Below are 21,489 nucleotides of genomic sequence, written 5' to 3' on the forward strand. Positions count from 1 at the left end.
CGTGCACGCGGCAGGTGACACAGTCATTGCCGAAGTCATTGCCGAGACGGACGACTGGTCTGCGTGAGCAGCGTGGCCAGCGCGGTGTCGCCGCGCGCCTGCGCCAATGCGGCGGCGGTCTTGCCGTCGCGATTACGTGCGGCAGGATCGGCACCGGCCGCCAACAAGCGCTTGGCCACTGATTCGCGCCCGGCCGCTGCAGCCAACATCAATGCGGTGACGCCAGCCTGGTTTGCGTGGCCGACGTCGGCCCCACGTGCCAGCACCGCATCGAGAATCGCCGGGTCGTCACGCGCTACCGCAAACATCACCGGCGTGAACCCGGTGGGATTGGCACGCCGCACATTCGCACCCGCTGCCAGCAATGCCTGCACCACGCCGACATCGGCGTAGGACACCGCCAACTCCAGCGCGCTCCAGCCATCGCTGGAGACGGTGTCCACCGGTGCACGCTTGCCCAGCAACTTGGCCACACTGTCGGCATCGTTGGCCCAGGCCGCCTTCATCAACGCGGTCCAGCCGCTGCTATCGCGCGCATCCAGGCGTGCACCGGCATCGAGCAACAGGCTGACCAGATCCGGTTCCTGATTGCGGATCGCCTGATGCAGCGGCGGCTCGCCGAGCAGGTTGGGACGATTGGCATCGGCGCCATGCCGCAACAGCCACGCCGCACGCACGCCATCGCCGGCATCCAGCGCATGCGCCAGTTCCTGGTTCGGGTCGGCACCGTCGGCGATGCGCAGTTGCAGCTGCGCCAGTTCCTGCGACGACGCGGCCGGGCTCGGCGCTTTCGGCGCTGGCGTCGGCGTCGCATACGGCCCGTGCGATGCCAGATCGCCTGCCACCACGCAGTCGCTACACCGCACCAGCGGCACGTGATAACTGCGCAGGATCTGCGCGATCTTTGCCGCACTCTGTTGCATGGCCGTGTTCAACGCATCGCGCAGGTCCGCGTTCTTGCGCGACACCGCCCATGCCATCGAATACTCCAGCACCGCATCGTCGACGGTGTTCAGTGGCACTAAACCCAGACCGCTGCGCTGCGCGTAATAACCGGCCACCGGGCCCCAGGATTCGGCCACATCCAGTTCATTGGCGGCGACGCGTTCGACCAGCTTGCCGGGATGTTCTTCCGGCGCGGTGGCCGAGTCGTAAAACAGGTACTGCACATCGCCGCTGATGCCGTGCTCGTATAACGCCTGGCGTGCGGGCGAACTCTGGAACACGCCCAGCCGCAGTTTTTTCAGCCCAGGATCGTCCAGCGAGGTCGGCACCAGATTCAAGCCCTTGCGCGTCACCAGCACATACGCCGAGCGATACAGCGGGCGCGTGGTCAGGCCCTGCTCGAAATCACTGTTGAGATCCATCAACACATCGCAGCGGCCGGCATTGATGGTGCTGCGTGCCAACCCGCGTTGGTAGTAGGTGCGCCACTCGTATTCCAGGCGCCGGCCCATGGCATCGGCCACGACCTGCGCGATCTTGTTCTGAAAGCCCTCGCCGGCCTTGTTGGACAACGGCATGTTGCCCGGGTCGGCGCAGACGCGCAGCACCGTGGGATCGGGCGCAGGTGGCGGCGTGTTGGCCGGCGTTTGCGCGGAGGCTGGCGCTGCAGTGGATGTAGGCGCCGCTGTGGGCGCCGCACCGGAATCAGAAGCGCGAGCCGTCGGTGAGGACGGCTCGCGTGTGCAGCCTGCGGCGACGAGTCCGAGGCTGCAAAGCACCAGCAGCTGACGCAGCTGCCGGCTCATGCCACGCGCACCGGCAGCGAACTGCCGATGCACGCTTGCAACGCCTTGCCTGGATCTCATCGTGCGGTCTTCGCTGCGGCGTTGGCGGTGCCGCCGCCTGCGGCCGCAGTGGCGGTGGCACTGGCGGTCACAGTCTTGCCGGCGCCGTCGATACGGAAGGTGTGCACCATGCCGCCGAGCGGGATCTTGTCGAAACCGGCACCGAATGCCAGACCGGCAGCACCCAGCGCGCCATACGGATCGGCCGGGTCCAGACCTGCGGCCACCGGCAAGCCGATCCAGCCACCGATGCCGGAGAACACCGCCACGTACTGGTGCCCATTGGCCTTGTAGGCGATCGGGTTGCCGATGATGCCGGAGGGCAGTTTCATCTCCCACAGCTTCTTGCCGGTGTCCTTGTCCACCGCACGGAACCAGCCATCCAATGTGCCGTAGAACACCAGCCCGCCATCGGTGACCAGGGTGCCGCTCCACACCGGGAACTTCTCCTTGATCTCCCACTTGGACTTGCCTTCCACCACATCGAACGCCTTGACGATGCCCAGCGCACCCGGCTCGTTGGGCTTCATCATCACGTTGGCGAACACGTACGGCAGGCCCATCATGGTGTTGCCGCGTTCCTGCGGTTCCAGCTCCATGTGCCAGTTGTTGGTGCCGCAGAAGAACACCGCCGAATTGGCCGGATCCACCGAGCACGGCTGCTGGTCCTTGCCGCCCATGGCCGAGGGGAACGCCTGCACTTTCTTGCCGCGTTCCAGCGGCGAATGCGCGGCCACCTTGACCGGGCGGCCAGTCTTCATGTCGATGCGTTCGGCCCAGTTGGCCGGCACGAACTTGTGCGCGCGCAGCAAGGTGCCGTCGCGACGATCGAGCACGTAGGCAAAGCCATTGCGATCGAACTGCACCACCGACGGAACCTGCTTGCCGTCGATGGTCAGATCGACCAGGATCGGCTCGTTGATGCCGTCGTAATCCCACTGGTCGAACGGGGTCTTCTGGTAGCCCCACACCGCTTCGCCGGTATCGATCTTGCGGGCGAACAGGGTCATCGACCACTTGTTGTCATGCTCGCCGTTGTTGCATTCCTCCTGCGAGGTCTTGCCGCAGCGATACGACGGGCTCCACAGCCCGGGATTACCGGTGCCGTAATAGAGCAGCTTCAACTTCGGGTCGTAGCTGTACCAGCCCCACGCCGCACCGCCGCCACGCTTCCATTCGTCGTTGGGAAAGGTCTTGACGCCCAGATCGCCGAGCTGACCATGCTGCGGATTGGCCTTGTTGAAATCCGCGCCCAGGCAGATCGATTTGTCGGTACCGGCCGCATCGCAGGACCACACCTGCTTGCCATCGGCCAGGCTGTAGGCCGCCACACGCCCGAGCACGCCGAACTCGTTGCCGCTGATGCCGGCGATCACCTTGCCGTCGGCAATGATCGGCGCCATGGTGATGGTCTCGCCCTTGTCCGGATGCCCGAGTTTCTGCTTCCACACTTCCTTGCCGGTCTTGGCATCGAGTGCGATCACATCGCCGCTCAGGCTGCCGAACACCAGCTTGCCATCGGCATACGAGGCGCCGCGGTTGACCGTATCGCAGCACGCCACCGCCACCGAGCGTTCGTCCTGTTGCGGGGTGTATTTCCACAACACCTTGCCGCCGTCATCCTGCGCCGCCAGGTCGATGGCGAACACGTTGTTCGGGTAGGCGCTGACCATGTACATGATGCTGCCGATCACCAGCGGCTGGCCTTCGTGGCCGCGCGTGGCATCGGTCTTCATCTCCCACGACATCTTGAGATTCTTGACGTTGTCGCGATTGATTTCGGCCAGCGGGCTGTGCCGGGTAAGTGCGAAGTCGCGCCCGATGCCGCCCCAGTTGTCCGGGTTGCTGGCATTGGTGGTGAATTCGCCATCGGTGTCGACCACGGCGGCGGCCGGCGGCGCAGCGGCGGGGGCGGCTGCCGGTGCGGGCGCTGCAGTTTCGGTGGCGGCGTCCTTTTTACAGCCGGACAGCGCGGCGCTCAGCGCAAGCATGAGCAGCGCACCGCTGCGAATGCTGCGACAGGAAGATTGATGCATATGCGTCTACCCCTTCGATTGAACAACCAGTCGGTTGAAACATCCGCAGCACAAGCACTGTTGCAGCCAGTTGCGTCGCAGACGTCGGAAACGTCGAGGGAGAAGAGAGCAAACGCCATGCCAATGTGCTGGTGCGATGCACCATGTCGGGGCAGCGGGGCTTTGCTGTGATGGCAGTCGCTTGAGCGAGGCGCACTGTCACGGTTTTGGCACAGTTTGCACCGGGCGTGCTGTTACATCGGTGGCGCAGATGGTTCGGTTTTTCCATGGTTCCAACGCACGGCAGGTAAGTCACCCTCCCGCTTTTGCTTCAGACGCCGACCATAAACGGCGGTGCTTGCGCGCGTACCGGCGTGGGACCTTACGCGGCATGGATGCCGCGTAAGAGCCTACACGGACGTACTTGCGGCGTGTCCCACGCCGGTACGCGTGCAAGCGCCCTCCATGAGCCGAAGCATTCGCACAAGCCGGACAGACGTTGCGTGTGTGGGTTGGTCTGCGCGCGGCGCCGCATCCGGGAGCGGGACACGCCGTGAATCCGTCCGTGGAGGCTCGGTGGCGGCATCCATGCCGCCACACGGTCCCGCACCCGGATACGACACCGCGCTCCCACTGTTCGCGCCTGCTGGTCGGCAAGCACTGCCGGTCGATGCCATGCATTTGGACTTATGCATCCGACGTCGTCGGCATCGATATTTTCTTGGCCGAGGGTCACTGTTAGCCATGTGGACGTTTGACGTTGCGCGATAACGCCCCCTGCGAACTTTCACGCTCTGTGGGGCGAGTCGCTTTCTCCGCTTGCCTGCCATTGCGATCGAATACATCGGGCAAGCTCCGCGATGCGGAGTCGCTCATCATCGTCATTCAAAGACAACGCGGAGAGCTCTGCATCGCAATCGATCCATCCGCACGCTTCGCCTACTTGCGAGACACCACGCCAGCCTTCCACCGCATCAGCAACTGCGTGCAATCCTCCAGACGCCAGTCGGCAAAGCCGGGCCAGGGGTCACCCGGCGTGTTGACCAGCACCGTGCAGGCGCCGACGGCACGACCGCAGGCCAGGTCGTTGTGGTGGTCGCCGACCATCACCAATGCCGCACCGTCGACCGACCAGCGTCGTTCGAAATACTGCAGGCCATCGGGCGCGGGTTTGGGCGCGGCCTCGTCACGGCCGACGATGGTGTCCCAGGCAAATGCATCGTGCAGGCCGATCGCCTGCAACGTCACCTGCGCCAGTTCGCGTGCGTTGCGGGTAAGCATGCCGAGTTGGCATCCGGCCGCCTGCAAGGCACGCACCAGTTCCACTGCACCGGGCGCGGCGCGTGCGGTCCGTGCGAGCTCACGCTCGTGTTCGAGTAGCCAGGCGTGTTTGGCAGCAGCCTGGTCGGCAGGTAGCGATGCCAGGTGATGCAGGATGTCGGCCTCGGGCGGGATGTCCAGCGCGCGTCGAATCAATGCGAAATCATGCACGGCTTCGGTCAGCGTGCCATCCATGTCGAACACCCAGTGGCGGTAGTCGAACAACGCGGGAGATGTCTGTGTGATGGTCATGCAGTCCATACGTGCATACGTGCGAAGACGTGAGAGTGGTGAACGCAACACGGCAGGCGATCGTCAGGCGAAAGCACAGCTTGCGCAATCACCAGGATAGACGCACGGCACACGCCGATGCAGTGCACCGACCGCGCGTCTATGTGCCGCGCGGTCGGCAGTGGCGTCTACTTCCAGCCGGGCATCTGCGTGTTATCCAGCCCGCCCACTTCGAACTCGGCGGTGCGCGTGCCGCCGGCTTTCACCGGAAACGCGATGCTGACGCGCTTGGCATTGCGCACCAATTTCCACAGCGCCTTGTCGTCGTCGATGAACATTGCGATCGCTTCGTCGGTGTCGGGGCGATGCGCGGCCATCGGGCGCGCTGCGCCGCCGTCGGCCGAGACCTGCACCTTGCAGCCGCTGTAGCAGTTGAAGTCGCCGGCCTTGAGCACCAGATAGCTATGGCGCTTCCACTGCGGGTGATCGCGGAACACCAGGCTCACCGGCTTCGGGCCGCTCCCGTCCACGTCCACGCGGTCCTTGGCATCGATCATCGCCGAGCGCTGCGTGCCGCCCTTGGCCGGCACCTGCGAGTACTGCCATAACGCCTGCATGCGGCGCAGTTCGCGCGCCTGCTCGCCCTTGGCCTTGATGTCGGCGTAACCGGGCTCGATGCGCGTGGCCGCAGCAGTGCCGGCGTAGCCTTCCAGCAAGGCGGCGCCATGCGCGCGTGCCATATCCCAGTTTTCAGCCTTCACTGCCTCGTCGTATTGCTTGGCGAGCGCATCGGCTTGCTGTTCCTTGGCTTGTGCCTGCGCGGTCTCCTGCGCCTGACGTTGTGCCTCGCGGTCAGTACAGCCACTCAATGCAGCGACGCACAGGGCCGCGCTCAGCAGATACTTCATCGTCGACTCCGGAAGGCGTGAAAACAGCGGTAACGATAACAGGCCGCATCACACGCGTTGATCAACAGGCAGGCCTGCGTGATGCTGCCGCTGTGATCTGCACCACCGACTCCTTCGTAGGAGCGCACTCGTGCGCGATGGGGCATTCCCGGTGGAGCCCATCGCGCACGAGTGCGCTCCTACAGGGCGATTGCAGGGCACGATGCCGCTAATGGAAGCGGCGGGAGGGCGTCTGCAACGCCCTCCCCTGCCATTACGGCTGCTTGGGCGGTGCCGCCTTGGCCTTGGCGATCATCTCGGCCACCGAGGCGGTGGTGATCGGGTGATAGCTGGGCTTGGCTTTCTCGAAGGCCTGTTCGGCGAAGGCGATGCCGTCCGGGGTCTTCAACAGTTCGGCGTAGATCGGCAGCACCAGCTTGCGGCGGCCGACGCGTTCGATGAACTCGCCTGCAGCGGCGCGCGCATCGGTGTAGCCGCTGCGGATCGCCAGCGGGTACCAACGCATGGCGATTTCGCCGTTCGGGGTGCCGGTGAAGTGGTAGGCATCATCCAGTTGCTTGAGCTGTTCCGGCTTCAAGGTGGCGCCCATGCCGCTGAGGAAATGCACCCACTCCTGCGTGCCCCACTCGCCGGTGACCTGCTTGTTGGGTAGCGTGCCGCTGCCGCTCCAGGCGATGCGTGCGGTGTCCACGATCGAGAAGCTGCGCGAGCGGGCTTTGGTTGCGAAGGCCGGGATGCCCGGCTGCTTCAACCACGCATCCACTTCGGCCGCGCTCACGGTATTGGGATGCTTGTCCAGCAGGTTCTTGTTGAGGTAATCGACGAACTGGTCGGTGGTGGCGCTCTGGAACGCATGATCGTCGAACCAGCCACGCAGGAAGGGGTCGAACACCGCGCGGCCGAAGCGCTGCTCCAGGAACTGCAGGAACCACGCGCCCTTGACGTAGGCCACTTGGCTCAAGGCTTCGTCGGGGTCGCGCTCGGCCAGCGGCGGCAATGCCAATGCCTGGTCGGCCGGCGCCATGTCCTTCACTTCGGCCAGCAGATCGCCCTGGTCGATCTCGCGCTCCATCTCGGCCATCTCCGCGCCGTACAACGCCTCGGTGATGCGCGCCTGCACGTAGGTGGTGAAGCCTTCGTTGAGCCAGATGTCCTTCCAGCTGGCATTGGTCACCAGGTTGCCCGACCAGCTATGCGCCAGTTCGTGCGCGACCAGCGAGACCAGCGACTTGTCGCCAACGATCACGGTGGGCGTGGCGAAGGTCAGGCGCGGATTCTCCATGCCGCCGAACGGGAACGACGGCGGCAGCACCAGCATGTCGTAACGGCCCCAGCGATACGGGCCATAGAGTTTTTCGGCGGCACCGATCATCTTTTCGGTGTCTTCGAATTCCTTGGCGGCCTTGTCGGCCATGGCCGGCTCGGCCCACACGCCCGAGCGTGCGGAAATCGGCTTGAACACCACATCGCCTGCGGCAATCGCCAGCAGATACGAGGGAATCGGCTCGGGCATCTTGAAGCTGTAATCGCCATCGCGCGCGGCCTTGGGGTCGTTGTCGGCGCTCATCAGCACCATCACGTCCGGGCGCGAGGTCACATGCGCGCTATAGGTGAAGCGCACGCTCGGGGTGTCCTGCAACGGCACCCAGCTGCGCGCGTGGATCGCCTGCGACTGGCTGAACATGAAAGGCAGCTGCTTGCCTTCGGTCATCGACGGCTCCAGCCACTGCAGGCCCGAGGCGGTGGGTGCGGTGTGATAGGTGATCACGATCCTGGACGGCTGAGTCGGCGTCTCGATGGTGAGCTTGCTGCCGAAGGTCTTGTCGGCCGGCGCCAGCGCGAACTGCAGCGGCGCCAACGCGCCCTTGCCGTCGTCGGCCTGCACCTGCGCGATGCTCAGCTCGCGCGTGTCCAGCACCAGCTGCTTGGCGGCCTTGTCCTTCCACTGGAGCGTGTAGGTGGCGGTGCCGCCGATCTGCTTGGCGTCGAAATCCAGCTTCAGGTCCAGCGCCAGATCCTTGATGACCACCAGCTGCGGCTGGGCGTAGGAGCTTTCGTCGTGGTTGCGGGCGTCTGCTTTCACGGGGGCCTTGGCGGTGGCGGCCGGTGCCGCGTTGGTAGCGGCCGGCGGCGTGGACTCATTGGAACAGCCGGCCAGCGCGATGGACACGGCCAGGGACAGCGACAGGAACGGGAAGCGCATCGACGGCACCGCAGCAAGGGGGAATCGGGCATTTTAGCGCTCTGGGCCGCTGCCTGCCCGTGCCACCGCTGGCGGCTCAGGTCACCGGATGACTGCGCGGGGTATCGTGCCCGTCGCGCACCAGGCGCCGGCCGCCGGAGAACTTGGCGCGGTACATCGCCGCATCGGCGCGTCGATACAGCTCGGTGGCATCCAGGCCCTGCTCGCATACCGCACTGCCGGCGCTGACATGCAGCGGCGCTTCGTCGGCATCGTCGCGTTCGAGCATCGACAGCCATTGATTGAGTTTGAGCGTGGCCTCGTCTTCGCCGGCATGCACGCCGATCAAAAATTCATCGCCGCCCCAACGCCCGATCCAGTCCTGCGCACCGAGCCAGCCGTACGCCGATTCCACCAGCCGCACCAACACGCGGTCACCGGCCAGATGGCCGAAACGGTCGTTGATCGTCTTGAGGTTGTCCATGTCCAGCACGAACAACACGAACGGCCAGCCTTCGCGCTGCGCGGCGGTGACCGAATCCAGCATCGCCTGCTCGCAGCCGCGCCGGTTCAACGCCTCGGTCAGCGAATCGAACAAGGCGTGCTTCTTGAGATCGCGCATGCCGGCATCGATACCGCGCAGGCTGCGATTGATCCCGCGCAGCAAACGCCCCAACTCGTCGTCGCCATGTTCGGGCAGCGTGGGCAGGCGTTGATCGGCGTAGTACGCATCCAGCGCGTCGGCGGCGATGCGCAGTGGCGCGAGCAGGCGATACAGTGCAGACAGCGTCAGCGCGGTGCCCGCCAGCGTGGCCAGCAATGCCACGATCACCACCGACCATAGCGGGCGTCCACCCAACTCGCTTTGCGATGCCAGCCAGACGATCAGCAACAGCAGCGGCAGATGGATGCCGACAAAGGTCACCGCCAGCAGCTTGGCGCTGAAGGAGCGAGGAAACACGCGCGACAGCCCTGCGTACAAGCGCATCCACGTCTCCAGCGAAAGATGGCCTAGTGTCGCCGACCATTGGTGGAGCCAACGCGACGGGAGTCTCAAAAGTTTGTCGGCAAACGCAGGCGCGCAAGTCGTGATGGCGCGGCAAGCGAACACAAGCGCAACGTCCTTGCGCGATATCCGGCGCGCGATGAACGACGCCGGACCAGACGCTCAGCCAGCGCCGCGTCGGATCACGCTCAGATCTTGTAGCCGGAGTGGATCGCCACGATGCCGCCGGTCAGATTCTTGTAGTGGCAACGCGCGAATCCGGCCTCGCCCATCATGCCCTTGAGCGATTCCTGCGGCGGATGCTTGCGGATGCTCTCGGCCAGGTACTGGTAGCTATCGGCATCGCGTGCGAACAGCTGGCCCAGCTTGGGCAAAATCTTGAACGAGTGGAAGTCGTAGATCGGCTTGAACCACTCGGCGGTGACTTCGGAAAATTCCAGCACGCGCGCCTGCCCGCCCACCTTCAACACACGGTACATCTCGCGCAGCGCGGCGTCTTTATCGGTGACGTTGCGCAAGCCAAAGGAGATGGTCACCAGATCGAAGCTCTGATCCGGGAACGGCAGCGCCTCGGCATTGCATTGCACGTAGTCGAAGCCGGCCACCAGGCCGCGGTTGGTCAGCCGGTCGCGGCCCACCGACAGCATGCCGGCGTTGATGTCGCCCAGCACCACCGCGCCTTCGTTGCCCACACGCTCCTTGAGCAGCACGGCGATGTCGCCGGTGCCGCCGGCCAGGTCCAGCACGCGGTCGCCCGGCTTCACCTGCGCGGTCGCCACGAAGTAGCGTTTCCATGCGCGGTGCACGCCCAGACTCATCAGATCGTTCATCAGGTCGTAGTTGCGCGCGACCGAGGTGAAGACTTCGCCGACCAGCTTCTGCTTGTCCTTGGCAGCGACATCGCGAAAGCCGAAATGGGTGGTGCCGGAGGTATAGGGAGATTCGCTCATGGGCGGATTATCGCACTGCTGACGCCGCCATGACCGCAACCGGACCACAATCGCCGTCTTCTTCAGCGACTGGCCCAGCGAGCATTCGGTGCGCGACAAGTACGTCCAGCGCGACTGGCAGCCCCATGAGAAGCCCACCCTGCCGGGGTCGGCCTCCACGCCCCTGCACCCCACCCGGCGGCGCATCCAGTACGGGCTGGTCGGCGTGGTGGTGGCGCTGACCGGTGGGCTGAGCAATGCGCTGGTCACCGCCAACCTGACCTATCTGCAAGGCACGCTGGGCGCCTACGCCACTGAAATGGCCTGGCTGCCGGCCGCCTATGTGATGACCAACATGTCGGCCAACCTGCTGCTGGTGAAGTTTCGCCAGCAGTTCGGGCTGCGCCGGTTCACCGAAATCTTCCTGGCGCTGTATGCGGCCATCGCCTTCGCGCATCTGTTCGTGCACAGCCTGAGTTCGGCCATTACCGTGCGTGCTGCGCACGGGCTGGTGGGCGCAGCGCTCAGTTCGCTGGGGCTTTACTACGTGATCCAGGCGTTTCCGGCCAGGCACCGGCTCAAGGCGGTGGTGACCGGGCTGGGTGTCACGCAACTGGCATTGCCGTTGGCGCGGGTGTTTTCCACCGATTTGCTGGAATTTGGCGAGTGGCAGGGCCTGTATTTGTTCGAATTCGGTCTGGCGGTGTTCGCGCTGGCCTGCGTGCTGGCGCTCAAGCTGCCGCCGAGCGATCGCTATCGCGTGTTCGAGCCGCTGGATTTCCTCACCTTCAGCCTGTTCGCGGCCGGTTCGGCCGGTCTGGCGGCGGTGCTCTCGCTGGGGCGGTTGTTGTGGTGGACCAGTACGCCGTGGCTGGGCGTGGTGTTGGCCGCCTCCATCGTACTGCTGTGCACGGCGGCATGGATCGAACACAACCGCCGCAACCCGATGATCAATACGCGCTGGCTGGCCAGCGGCGACATGCTGCGGCTGGGCCTGGCGATCCTGCTGATCCGGCTGGTGCTGTCCGAACAAAGCACCGGCGCGATCGGCTTTTTCCAGACCCTGGGACTGGCCAACACACAATTGCAGACCCTGTTCGCGCTGATGCTGCTGGGCGCGGTGGCCGGCGTGGCCGCCAGCGCGTGGCTGATCAATCCGGCGCGGGTGGCCGAGCATCTGATCATTGCGGTGGCCGCGATCTGTCTCGGTTGTTTCATGGATGCCGATGCCACCAGCCTGACCCGCCCCGAGCAGATGTACGTCAGCCAGTTCCTGCTGGCCTTCGGCAGCACCTTCTTCATCGGCCCGGCAATGGTCGCGGGGCTGGGCCGGGTGATTGCGCAACCCGGCAATCTGATCAGCTTCGTGGTGCTGTTCGGCATGGCGCAGAACATGGGCGGCCTGCTTGGCAGCGCACTGCTCGGCACGGTGCAGGTGGTGCGGGAGAAATACCATTCCAGCCAGTTGGTCGAGCATCTGGTGTTGAGCGACCCGCAAGTGGCCGCGCGCGTGCAGGCCTATGCAAGCCTGTACGGCCGCAGCATCGGCGACCCGGCGCTGCGCCAGGCCCAAGGCGTGCGTGCATTGGGCAGCGTGGCCACGCGCGAAGCCAATGTGCTCGCCTATAACGACGTGTTTCTGTTGATCGGCTGCATCGCCATCGCCACCGGGCTATGGATCCTGTCCGTGCTGGTGTGGCGGCGCTATCTGCGCCCACCCTCATCGCCCCTCTCTCCTGCTTCCACTGCGCGCCCATGAATACACCTGCAGATTCAACTTCTCTTGCCGAACAGCAGCGCCGCCGACGTCGTCGCATCGGTGGCGTGGTCGGCTTCGGCGGGCTGGCCCTGCTCGGCGTTGCGCTGGTGCTGTATGCATGGCGCCTGCCGCCGTTCGTCAGTGCCATCGAGCGTACCGAGAATGCGATGGTGCACGGGCAGATCACTGTTATCGCGCCACAGGTCAGCGGCTATGTCACGCAGGTGCCGGTGCAGGACTTCGCCCACGTCAAACACGGCCAGTTGCTGGCAAAGATCGACGACCGCATCTATGCCCAGCAACTCGAACAGGCCAGGGCGCAGGTGCAGACCGCGCAAGCCAACCTGTCCAACTGGGACCAGCAGCGGCATAGCGCCGATGCCACCATCGCCGAACAACGCGCGGCACTGAGCAGCAATCAGGCGCAACGCGATCGCACCCGCTCGGCGTACGCACGCACGCAGCAACTGGCCAGCCAGCAATTGGTCTCCGAACAGGATCGCGACACCGCCTTCGCCGCACGCGCACAGGCCGATGCCGGCGTGGCGCAGGCACGCGCTGCGGTGCAAGCCGCCGAAGAAAATGCACGCAGCGTCACCGTCAATCGCGCCGCACTGGAAGCGGCGGTTGCCAACGCGCAAGCGGCCGTGCAACTGGCGCAGATCAATCTGGACAACACGCGCATCGTTGCCCCGCGCGATGGCCAGCTCGGTCAGCTCGGCGTGCGCCAGGGCGCCTACGTCACCAATGGCACGCAGCTGATGTCGCTGGTGCCGGACACGCTGTGGATCGTGGCCAACTTCAAGGAAACCCAGATGGCGAAGATCCGCATCGGCCAGCGCGCCAGCTTCACCGTGGACGCGCTCAACAATGCACGTCTGCACGGGCGCGTGCAGGAAATTTCCCCGGCCGCCGGTTCGGAGTTCAGCGTGTTGCCGGCCGACAACGCCACCGGCAATTTCGTCAAGATCGCCCAGCGTATTCCGCTGCGCATCAGCGTCGATCCCGGCCAGCCGCTGGCAGCGCGCCTGCGCGCGGGCATGTCGGTGGTGGTGGCAATCGACACCGCCAGCGCAGTCGACTAAGAGCGGCTAACAAAACCTAGCGAGTCGCTTGTCGGTGAGTGCAGTGGTTTTGTCGGCCGTATCTTGGTGGATGCAGTCAGACGTCCAGATCAAACGCTGCGTGGGTCGAGGGCGCGGTGCCCTCACCGCACCAGAGAATCTGCTGGTTGCTTTCTTGAAAGCCATGAACACCGACCATCTCGACTGGTCCTTGCCCGCCCACTGTCGCGGGACCTTACGCGGCATGGATGCCGCGTAAGAGCCTACACGGACGTACTTGCGGCGTGTCCCGCGATGGTGGGCGGGCAAGGGCCCTGCAGCCGTGCAGCCGTGCAGCCGTGCAGCAGATCAGCCGGCCTGCAGTAGGCTGGCATGAAGTAGTTTTGTTAGCCACTCTAAGCCGACGCAGCCGCTATCATGCGGTGATGTCTTCTTCGTCCTCCCACTCGCTCTCGCTGCGCTGGCAATGCCTGCGCTTCGAGCAACTGAGCACCACGCAGCTGTATGCGCTGCTGCGGCTGCGCTCGGATGTGTTTGTGGTGGAGCAGCAGTGCGCGTATCCGGAGCTGGACGGCAAGGATATGTTGCCGGGCGTGTTGCATCTGCTCGGCAGCACTGACGACGCTGCGTTGGCCGCGTATCTGCGCGTATTGCCGCCCGGCGTGAGTTATCCCGAACCCAGTATCGGCCGGGTGGTCATTGCCGCCGCACAGCGTGGTCACGGCCTTGCGCATGCGCTGCTACGCGAAGGCTTGCGCGTGGTGCAGCAACACTGGCCGGCCAGCGCCGTGCAACTGGGTGCGCAATCGCACCTGCAAGCGTTCTACGCCGCACACGGTTTTACGCCATCTTCCGCCGTGTATCTGGAAGACGGCATTCCCCACATCGACATGCGGCGTCGCGCCGACGCCGCCACCCAGGAGCTTGCATGATCACCACCCCCGACTACCGCGCCCTGCTCGACACCGCCATCGCCGAAGCCCGCCAAGGCCTGGCCGAAGGCGGCATCCCGATCGGCGCTGCGCTGTATCACAACGACGGCCGTCTGCTCGGTTGCGGTCACAACCGTCGCGTGCAGGAAAACGACCCGTCCGTGCACGGCGAGACCGATGCCTTCCGCAAGGCCGGCCGCCAGCGCCGCTACAAGGACACCATCATGGTCACCACGCTGGCGCCGTGCTGGTACTGCAGCGGGCTGGTACGCCAGTTCAATATCGGCACGGTGGTGGTTGGCGAGTCGGTCACCTTCCAGGGCGGTGTGTCCTGGCTGCGCGAGCACGGCGTCAACGTCATCGACCTGCAAAGCCAGGAATGCATCGACCTGCTGGGCGGCTATATTTCCGCCAACCCCGATGTGTGGAACGAAGACATCGGCGAGGACTGATGCCAGCTGAGCAGACTGGACAGGGCCTGCCCGCACGGGTAAGCGCAGCGCACGCCGCGTTGCGCGTGCCATCGGCACGCAATGTCTGGCACGCTCATCCGAGTCGATATCAATCAGGGTCTTTTGACGCGCCGGGCGCTAAGCTCGCGTTTTACCCGATGGATCATTGATGGCAGCAGCCAACGAACAGGTGTCCAGCACGTCCACTGCGCATTCCCTGCAGCTGGACATCGTCAGCCTGAGCGGTGCGTTGTGGAGCGGCGAAGTGCGCGAGGTGAGCCTTCCCGGAAGCGAGGGCCGCTTCGGCGTAATGGCACGGCACACGCCGCTGCTGACCATCCTGGCCGAAGGCATGCTGCATATCCACCCGGTCAGCGGCGAGCCGTTGCAGATCTATGTCTGCGGTGGCTACGTGGAAGTGCAGCCGGACAAGGTGTTCGTGCTCGCCGATCTGGCCGCACGCAGCGAAGATCTGGACCAGGCGCGCGCGGAAGCGGCGCGGGCTGCAGTCGCCTCGCCACTGGCCACCAGCCTGACCGACACCGCCTACGCGCAGGTGCACATGGAGTTACTGCATCGCTACAGCGCCAATCTGCGCCATGGCGCTTCCCGCTAACGATGGCACGCAGTCGCCGCGCCGCCTCGTGCATGCGCGCCGCAACCAGGCATGTCACGCACTGCTGATTTCGATGCGCGATGCACGCAACGCAAAGGCCCGCCGAATCGGCGGGCCTTTGCGTTGCAAAACCCTGCATCCCTAGAGGATGTAGCGGCTCAGATCCGGATCCTGCACCAGCTCACCCAACTGCGCATCGACATACGCCGCGTCCACGCTGACGCTCTGTCCATCGCGATCCGGGGCTTCGTAGCTGAGCGTGTCCAGCAAGCGCTCCAGCACCGTGTGCAGACGACGCGCACCGATATTCTCCTGGCGCTCGTTGACCTGCGCGGCGATCTCGGCCAGCCGGTCAACCGCATCGGCACCGAAGGTCAGGTTCACGCCCTCGGTTTGCAACAAGGCTTCGTACTGCTTGATCAATGCCGCCTTGGGCTCGGTGAGGATGCGCACGAAGTCGGCCTTGGTCAGTGCGGTCAATTCCACCCGAATCGGGAAACGGCCCTGCAATTCGGGAATCAGATCGCTGGGCTTGGCCAGATGGAACGCGCCGGACGCGATGAACAAAATATGGTCGGTCTTGACCGTGCCGTACTTGGTCGACACGTTGGAGCCTTCCACTAGCGGCAGCAGATCGCGCTGCACACCTTCGCGACTGACATCGCCACCGGTCGAACCGGCTTCGCCACGCTTGGCGACCTTGTCAATTTCATCGATGAACACGATGCCGTGCTGCTCGCAGGCTTCGATCGCCGCCGCACGCACGTCGTCTTCGTTGACCAGCTTGCCGGCCTCTTCTTCGATCAGCAGCGGCCGCGCGGCCTTGATGGTGAGTTTGCGCTTCTGCGACTTGCCGCTGCCCAGGTTGGAAAACATCTGCCGCAGCTGCTGGCCCATTTCTTCCATGCCCGGCGGGGTCATGATGTCCATGCTGGCGTTGACCGCAACTTCCAGTTCGATCTCGCGCTCGTCCAGCTCGCCATTGCGCAGCATGCGGCGAAACTTGATGCGGGTGTCGTTGTCTTGCGACGACGGCTCGTTACGCGCGGCCTCCGGGTCGAAACCAATCCCTGCGGCACGCCGCGGCAGCAATGCATCCAGGATGCGGTCTTCGGCGCGCTCTTCGGCCTGATTGCGCACGCGCACCTTGGCCTGCTCGCGATACAGCTTGACCGAGGTGTCGGCCAGGTCGCGAATGATCTGTTCCACATCCTTGCCGACGTAGCCGACTTCGGTAAAGCGCGTGGCTTCGACCTTGACGAACGGCGCATTGGCCAAGGTGGCCAGGCGCCGCGCGATCTCGGTTTTGCCGACGCCGGTCGGGCCGATCATCAGGATGTTCTTGGGCATCACCTCGTTGCGCAACTCTTCGGGCAGCTGCATGCGGCGCCAGCGATTACGCAGCGCAATGGCAACCGCACGCTTGGCATCGTGCTGGCCAACGATATGACGGTCGAGCTCCTGCACGATTTCGCGCGGAGTCATGGTTGAAGTATCGGAATTTGGCATTGGGGAATCGAGAATGGGGAAGGGGAATCGCAAGCGCGAAATCAAAAGCCTATGTCGTCGGGGTGGAACCGAAACCGCTGTTGCGATTCCCGATTCCCCACTCCCGATTCACAGCTCTTCGACCACCACATTGCGATTGGTATAGATACAGATATCGCCAGCGATGTGGATCGCTTCGGTGGCGATGGTCTTGGCATCCAGTTGGGTGTGCGCCAACAGCGCGCGGGCGGCCGACAAGGCGTACGAACCACCCGAGCCGATGGCGATGATGCCGTCTTCCGGTTCGATCACATCGCCAGTGCCGCTGATGATCAGCGAGGTCTCTTTATCGGCGACCGCAAGCAGGGCTTCGAGCTTACCCAGGCGGCGCTCAGTGCGCCAATCCTTGGCCAATTCCACCGCTGCGCGAGTCAGCTGGCCATGCTTGTCGAGCTTGGCTTCGAACAACTCGAACAAGGTGAACGCATCGGCGGCAGCGCCCGCAAAACCGGCCAGCACCTGACCCTCGCGGCCGAGCCTGCGCACTTTGCGCGCATTGCCCTTCATGACGGTATGGCCAAGCGTGACCTGGCCATCGCCGGCAACGGCGACATGCCCACCACGCCGGACCGAAATGATGGTGGTGGCGTGAACGATGTTGGGATTCTGGCTGGGGTCCATGGGTCCTCCGGGGGTTTCCAATGAGGTGGGGACGCCCCTGCCGGGTTCAAGCGCGCTGCGTCGATGCGCCGCATCGCGCATGCCGACGCATGCCAAGGCGCGCCACAGCCTGTGCCTGGAGCGCCTGGCAACGCGTGCAATGAATCAACGGGTACCGCCACTGCCCGCATGCTTGCGCGCTACATCGGGCCTGCGTCATTCACGCCACACGATCCGCGCGGCACGCGTAACAGCCCTGGCGTGCGTGGTGCAGATGCACGTAGGCGATCTGCCGGTCATCCAGACACTGCCGCAACCATGCTGCGACCGCTTCCCCTTCGCATACCTCGGCGGTGACCAGATGGTCGCGATGATCGTAGCCACGCAGCGATATCAGCCGTGAACGGATCGCCAGCGGCACCGCATCGATTTCCAACTGCGCGGGCATCGCCGCAACGCGCACAAAGATCGGCCCGCTGGCGCGATAGGGCGCGTCGGCGGGCTGATGCAGGTAGGGCAACAACAGCAGCAGTTCGCCTGCAGCCGCATCCTGCAGGCTGACGCGGCATGGAAAGCCACGATCGGCATCGGCGACCACGCGCACCGCCTGATGGCTTGCCAGCGCAGCATCGTCGAGGACGTGCAAATGGGAGAACAGGGCCGGATCGAGTCCGGTCAGACGAAACGCGGCCATGGCGATCTTCCAGGGAATGGAAGCGCAGGGTGACGCGCATCTGCCGGACATGCTCGCCGTCTTCGGACACGACACACGTGCATGCGCTCTCGGCCAGTCCTGCAGATTACATGCCGAGCGCACTGATGCACATGCATCACCTGTCTGAGTCGCTCTCCCGGCTGTAACGAGGCCGCCAGCAGCCTTGCAACGACATGCCCGCCCTTGTTCGGCACGCTCGGCCGCTCACTCCGCAGCTTTCTTGCGCTTGGCACGCGGATGCGCGGCGTCGTAGACCTTGGCCAGATGCTGGAAATCCAGATGCGTGTAGATCTGCGTGGTGGCGATATCCGAGTGGCCGAGCAACTCCTGCACGCCGCGCAGATCGCCGGACGATTCGAGAATGTGGCTGGCAAAACTGTGCCGCAGCATATGCGGATGCACGTCCTTGAACATGCCCTGGCGTACCGCCAGTTGCTTGATGCGGATCTGTACCGCGCGTTGCGAAATCGCACCGCCCGCACGGCCGGGGAACACATGCGTTTCGGCACGCCCGCCGCTATCGCGCAGCCACGCGCGCAGTGCGGTGATCGCATGCGAACCTACCGGCACCAGGCGCTGCTTTTCGCCCTTGCCCAGCACCATCACCAGGCCGCTCTCCAGATCCAGATCGCGCCAGCGCAGCGCGCATAGCTCACTCAGGCGCAGCCCCGATGAGTAAAACAACTCCAGCAAGGCACGGTCGCGCAAGCCCAGCGGCGCATCGGTCGGGACTTCGACCAGGCGCACCGCTTCATCGGCATCCAATACCTGCGGCAATTTGCGCGGCGCCTTGGGCGCACGCATCGCTGCTGCCGGGCTGGCTGCAATGCGGCCATGCTTGAGCAGCCAGGCGTAATAGCTGCGGCATGCCGAGAGCCGGCGCTGCAGGCTCTTGGGCGACAGACCGCGTCGATGCTCGGCAGCGACGAACTGGCGCAACTGCGCGCTGGTGAGTTGCGCGCTGTCCAGCAGCGCAGCATCCAACGGCGCGCCATCTTCACTCTTTTGCTCGGCCGCCCAGCTCACCAACGCAGCCAGATCGCGCCGATAGGCATCCAACGTGTGCGCAGACACCTGCCGTTCGACCTGCAGATACGACAGGAAGTCTTCGACCGAAGACATCTTTAAATTCCTCGCTGCCGCGCCATCGGAGCAACCATCCACTGCAGGTCGCTCGCATCGGCGCGCCCTGCGGTGCGCATCATGCGTCGAAGCGTTGCAGTGCGACGCTCAACGATTCGCCCATCATGCGCAGAAATAGCGTTCCCATGCCGGGATAGAAGCGATTGGCATCGCTGCTGCCGACCGCGATCAGGCCGATGCCGGGCAGCGGCAGCAGCGCGGTCGATTGCACCTCGGCGGCTTGCTCGGCATACAGCAGCGCATGTTTTTCGGTCTGCAGGCGGCCGCAGATCGGCTCGCCGTCGCTCAGACAATCGCGGAACGGCGCCAAGCGCGCGTCATCGGCGGCGATGACCTGCAACCAGTCGGCGTCCAGGCCGGCGACCGGCGCCAGCAACACCAGTCGCACCAGTTCGCCATTGAAATCTTCTGCCAGCGAGGCCGCCATCGCCTTGAGCGTATCGGCCGCGCTGGTCTGACGCATCAGCGCCAGGGTCAGTTGATGCGTGCGCACCGCCAGGCGTTCGTTGTCCTGCGCATTGTGGCCAAGTTCGTGCAATCGCCGCGACAGTTCGCGATTCTTGTCGCGCAACACTTCCAGCTGATAGGTGGCCAGCGAGGCGGTCGGGCCGTCGTCGCGCGGCACCAGCAAACTCACTGCCAGGTCGGGAAACTGTTTGAGGAAGGTCGGGTGGCGTCGCAACCACGTGGCCACTTCGTGCGCGCTGAATTTATCTACGCTCTCGCTCATCAGTTCCACTCTCCATCGAACACGAAAACGGCCGGGCCGGACATCACCACTTCCTGCTGATCGCCGGCCCAGCGGATGCGCAGCTCGCCACCGGGCAAGGACACCCGCACATCGCGTTCCACACGGCCGCGCTGCATCAGCACCACGGCCGCTGCGCACGCGCCACTGCCGCAGGCCAGGGTTTCGCCGACGCCGCGCTCGAACACGCGCAGGCGCACATGCGTCGGCTCGACAACCTGCACGAAACCAACGTTGACCGAATCGGGGAAGGCGGCATTCTGCTGCAACAACGCGCCAACGCGCTCCACCGGCGCCGCATCCACACGCCCCACCTCGATCACGGCGTGCGGGTTGCCCATCGACACCGCGCCAAAGCGCACGGTCTCGCCATGCACCGGCAGCGCGTATTCCTCACGCGCATGTGCAAAGCCGGCCAAGGGGATCTGCGTGGGCTCGAAGTGCGGCACGCCCATCGCCACCGCATAGGTGCCGGCGTGCAGACGCTGCACGCGGTGCGCGGTGAACGGGCTGTCGATGACGAAATCATCGCCCTGCGCCGTGCCATCGCGCACCAACCAGGCGGCGACACAGCGCGCGCCGTTGCCGCATTGGCGCGCGGCCGAGCCGTCGGAATTCCAGATGCCGTAGGCGGCCACCGCCTCGCTGCTGCGTGGCGTTTCGATGGTCAGGATCTGGTCGCAGCCCACGCCGAAGTGGCGGTCGGCCAGGCGGGCGGCCAGCGCGGCATCCGGCGGTGGCGTGCCGTCGCGCAGGTCCAGCACCACGAAATCGTTACCGGCGCCATGCATTTTGGTGAAACGCAGACGCTCGCTGCGACCGTCAGCGCTCATTGCCGCGGCTAGCGGGCTGGTCGGTGGTGGAAGCGGGCTGGGTGTCGGTGTTCACCGGCGCAGGCGCCGGCGTCGATTCGTCCAGCGGTTGCGGCGCATCCGGCGGCTGCGGCACGGGCTGGGCTTCCACCGGCACCGGCTTCTGCGGCATCACCAGCGGGCCCTTGTTGCCGCAAGCGGCAAGCAGGACAAAGGTCGCACCAACCAGTGCGAGGCGAACGGATGGTCGGGACAGAATACTCATGCACCGAAGTATAGCCAGAACACCCTGACTGCCGTGCGCTCAGGGCGCAGTGGGCAAGGTACGCGGTGGCGGCTCGGGGCGCAGCCACAGCCAGATCGCCACCACCGCCATGCTGCCGATCGACAGGCATTTGACCCAGAACACCGGCACGCACCACAGCATGATGCCGGCGCAGACGGTCATGGTGAGCGTGGCCATCCATTTGGCCTTGCGACTGACTGCGCGATAGGTCTGCCATTCCACAATGGCCGGGCCGAAGCGCGGATGCGAGAGCAGCCAGTTGTGCAGACGCTCGGAGCCATGCGAGGCGGCCCAGGCGGAAATAAGAATGAAGACGGTGGTCGGCAACCCGGGCACGAAGATACCGACGATGCCGGTGGCCAGGCTGGCGTAGGCCAGCAACCACCAGGCCCAGCGGAATCGAGTCGGTCGCGTCATGGGTAAATGATACGAC

General features: G+C 64.8%; 20 protein-coding genes. 5 read left to right on the plus strand and 15 right to left on the minus strand.

What is annotated here, in order from left to right; translation table 11 throughout:
* Nucleotides 1-35: 35 nt before the first annotated feature.
* The 7 genes from NYR97_RS04335 to ubiE form a co-directional block, all read right to left on the minus strand.
* Complete coding sequence (locus NYR97_RS04335) at nucleotides 36-1,811, minus strand: quinoprotein dehydrogenase-associated putative ABC transporter substrate-binding protein (protein WP_316696839.1); 1,776 nt, start codon at nucleotides 1,809-1,811, stop codon at nucleotides 36-38.
* Nucleotides 1,808-3,826, minus strand: a complete 2,019-nt coding sequence (locus NYR97_RS04340; RefSeq protein ID WP_345784966.1) for a methanol/ethanol family PQQ-dependent dehydrogenase — start codon at nucleotides 3,824-3,826, stop codon at nucleotides 1,808-1,810. Before NYR97_RS04340 ends, NYR97_RS04335 begins: the two co-directional genes overlap by 4 nt.
* Before the next feature lie 918 nt (nucleotides 3,827-4,744).
* Nucleotides 4,745-5,386, minus strand: coding sequence for an HAD family hydrolase (locus tag NYR97_RS04345; protein ID WP_316696841.1), 642 nt, complete (start codon nucleotides 5,384-5,386; stop codon nucleotides 4,745-4,747).
* Nucleotides 5,387-5,544: 158 nt separating this feature from the next.
* A complete protein-coding gene (locus NYR97_RS04350) occupies nucleotides 5,545-6,264 on the minus strand; it encodes a hypothetical protein (protein ID WP_074058305.1) in 720 nt (239 codons plus the stop codon).
* A 253-nt stretch (nucleotides 6,265-6,517) separates the two neighbouring features.
* Entirely contained in the window at nucleotides 6,518-8,467 is a 1,950-nt protein-coding gene (locus tag NYR97_RS04355; RefSeq protein WP_316696842.1) for a M1 family metallopeptidase, read from the minus strand.
* A gap of 76 nt (nucleotides 8,468-8,543) precedes the next feature.
* Nucleotides 8,544-9,434 (minus strand): GGDEF domain-containing protein, encoded by an 891-nt coding sequence (locus NYR97_RS04360; RefSeq protein ID WP_006452547.1) that lies wholly within the window; start codon nucleotides 9,432-9,434, stop codon nucleotides 8,544-8,546.
* Between the two features lie 206 nt (nucleotides 9,435-9,640).
* Nucleotides 9,641-10,402, minus strand: a complete 762-nt coding sequence (gene ubiE, locus NYR97_RS04365) for a bifunctional demethylmenaquinone methyltransferase/2-methoxy-6-polyprenyl-1,4-benzoquinol methylase UbiE (protein WP_205393672.1) — start codon at nucleotides 10,400-10,402, stop codon at nucleotides 9,641-9,643.
* An 88-nt stretch (nucleotides 10,403-10,490) separates the two neighbouring features.
* Here ubiE and NYR97_RS04370 point away from each other — a divergent pair, with 88 nt between their 5' ends.
* The 5 genes from NYR97_RS04370 to atpC all read left to right on the plus strand — a co-directional run bounded on the left by NYR97_RS04370 (nucleotide 10,491) and on the right by atpC (nucleotide 15,204).
* Nucleotides 10,491-12,140, plus strand: coding sequence for an efflux MFS transporter permease (locus NYR97_RS04370; RefSeq protein ID WP_316696843.1), 1,650 nt, complete (start codon nucleotides 10,491-10,493; stop codon nucleotides 12,138-12,140).
* Nucleotides 12,137-13,225: an HlyD family secretion protein gene (locus NYR97_RS04375; RefSeq protein ID WP_316696844.1), complete on the plus strand. Its 1,089-nt coding sequence runs from the start codon at nucleotides 12,137-12,139 to the stop codon at nucleotides 13,223-13,225. The genes NYR97_RS04370 and NYR97_RS04375 overlap by 4 nt, the downstream gene beginning before the upstream one ends.
* Before the next feature lie 404 nt (nucleotides 13,226-13,629).
* Nucleotides 13,630-14,136, plus strand: coding sequence for a GNAT family N-acetyltransferase (locus NYR97_RS04380; RefSeq protein WP_205393669.1), 507 nt, complete (start codon nucleotides 13,630-13,632; stop codon nucleotides 14,134-14,136).
* Nucleotides 14,133-14,588 carry a nucleoside deaminase gene (locus NYR97_RS04385; RefSeq protein ID WP_006451321.1) on the plus strand — a complete coding sequence of 152 codons (456 nt, stop codon included), beginning with the start codon at nucleotides 14,133-14,135 and terminating at the stop codon, nucleotides 14,586-14,588. The genes NYR97_RS04380 and NYR97_RS04385 overlap by 4 nt, the downstream gene beginning before the upstream one ends.
* Nucleotides 14,589-14,757: 169 nt before the next feature.
* On the plus strand, nucleotides 14,758-15,204 hold the full coding sequence (gene atpC / locus NYR97_RS04390) for an ATP synthase F1 subunit epsilon (RefSeq protein ID WP_205393667.1): 447 nt from the start codon (nucleotides 14,758-14,760) through the stop codon (nucleotides 15,202-15,204).
* A gap of 141 nt (nucleotides 15,205-15,345) precedes the next feature.
* Here atpC and hslU read toward each other — a convergent pair whose 3' ends face one another.
* The 8 genes from hslU to NYR97_RS04430 all read right to left on the minus strand — a co-directional run bounded on the left by hslU (nucleotide 15,346) and on the right by NYR97_RS04430 (nucleotide 21,473).
* Entirely contained in the window at nucleotides 15,346-16,713 is a 1,368-nt protein-coding gene (gene hslU, locus NYR97_RS04395) for an ATP-dependent protease ATPase subunit HslU (protein ID WP_316696845.1), read from the minus strand.
* A gap of 108 nt (nucleotides 16,714-16,821) precedes the next feature.
* Nucleotides 16,822-17,373, minus strand: coding sequence for an ATP-dependent protease subunit HslV (hslV, locus tag NYR97_RS04400; RefSeq protein ID WP_316696846.1), 552 nt, complete (start codon nucleotides 17,371-17,373; stop codon nucleotides 16,822-16,824).
* A 199-nt stretch (nucleotides 17,374-17,572) separates the two neighbouring features.
* Nucleotides 17,573-18,046 (minus strand): DUF1203 domain-containing protein, encoded by a 474-nt coding sequence (locus NYR97_RS04405; RefSeq protein ID WP_205393666.1) that lies wholly within the window; start codon nucleotides 18,044-18,046, stop codon nucleotides 17,573-17,575.
* Nucleotides 18,047-18,271: 225 nt separating this feature from the next.
* Nucleotides 18,272-19,189: a tyrosine recombinase XerC gene (gene xerC, locus NYR97_RS04410; protein ID WP_205393665.1), complete on the minus strand. Its 918-nt coding sequence runs from the start codon at nucleotides 19,187-19,189 to the stop codon at nucleotides 18,272-18,274.
* A gap of 79 nt (nucleotides 19,190-19,268) precedes the next feature.
* On the minus strand, nucleotides 19,269-19,940 hold the full coding sequence (locus NYR97_RS04415) for a DUF484 family protein (RefSeq protein ID WP_205393664.1): 672 nt from the start codon (nucleotides 19,938-19,940) through the stop codon (nucleotides 19,269-19,271).
* Nucleotides 19,940-20,791 (minus strand): diaminopimelate epimerase, encoded by an 852-nt coding sequence (gene dapF, locus NYR97_RS04420; RefSeq protein WP_316696847.1) that lies wholly within the window; start codon nucleotides 20,789-20,791, stop codon nucleotides 19,940-19,942. The genes NYR97_RS04415 and dapF overlap by 1 nt, the downstream gene beginning before the upstream one ends.
* Nucleotides 20,781-21,035, minus strand: a complete 255-nt coding sequence (gene lptM, locus NYR97_RS04425) for an LPS translocon maturation chaperone LptM (RefSeq protein WP_006451314.1) — start codon at nucleotides 21,033-21,035, stop codon at nucleotides 20,781-20,783. The genes dapF and lptM overlap by 11 nt, the downstream gene beginning before the upstream one ends.
* Nucleotides 21,036-21,074: 39 nt before the next feature.
* Nucleotides 21,075-21,473 carry a YbaN family protein gene (locus NYR97_RS04430; RefSeq protein WP_023905192.1) on the minus strand — a complete coding sequence of 133 codons (399 nt, stop codon included), beginning with the start codon at nucleotides 21,471-21,473 and terminating at the stop codon, nucleotides 21,075-21,077.
* Nucleotides 21,474-21,489: the final 16 nt, after the last annotated feature.

Source organism: Xanthomonas hydrangeae, assembly GCF_032697525.1.
Lineage (GTDB): Bacteria > Pseudomonadota > Gammaproteobacteria > Xanthomonadales > Xanthomonadaceae > Xanthomonas > Xanthomonas hydrangeae.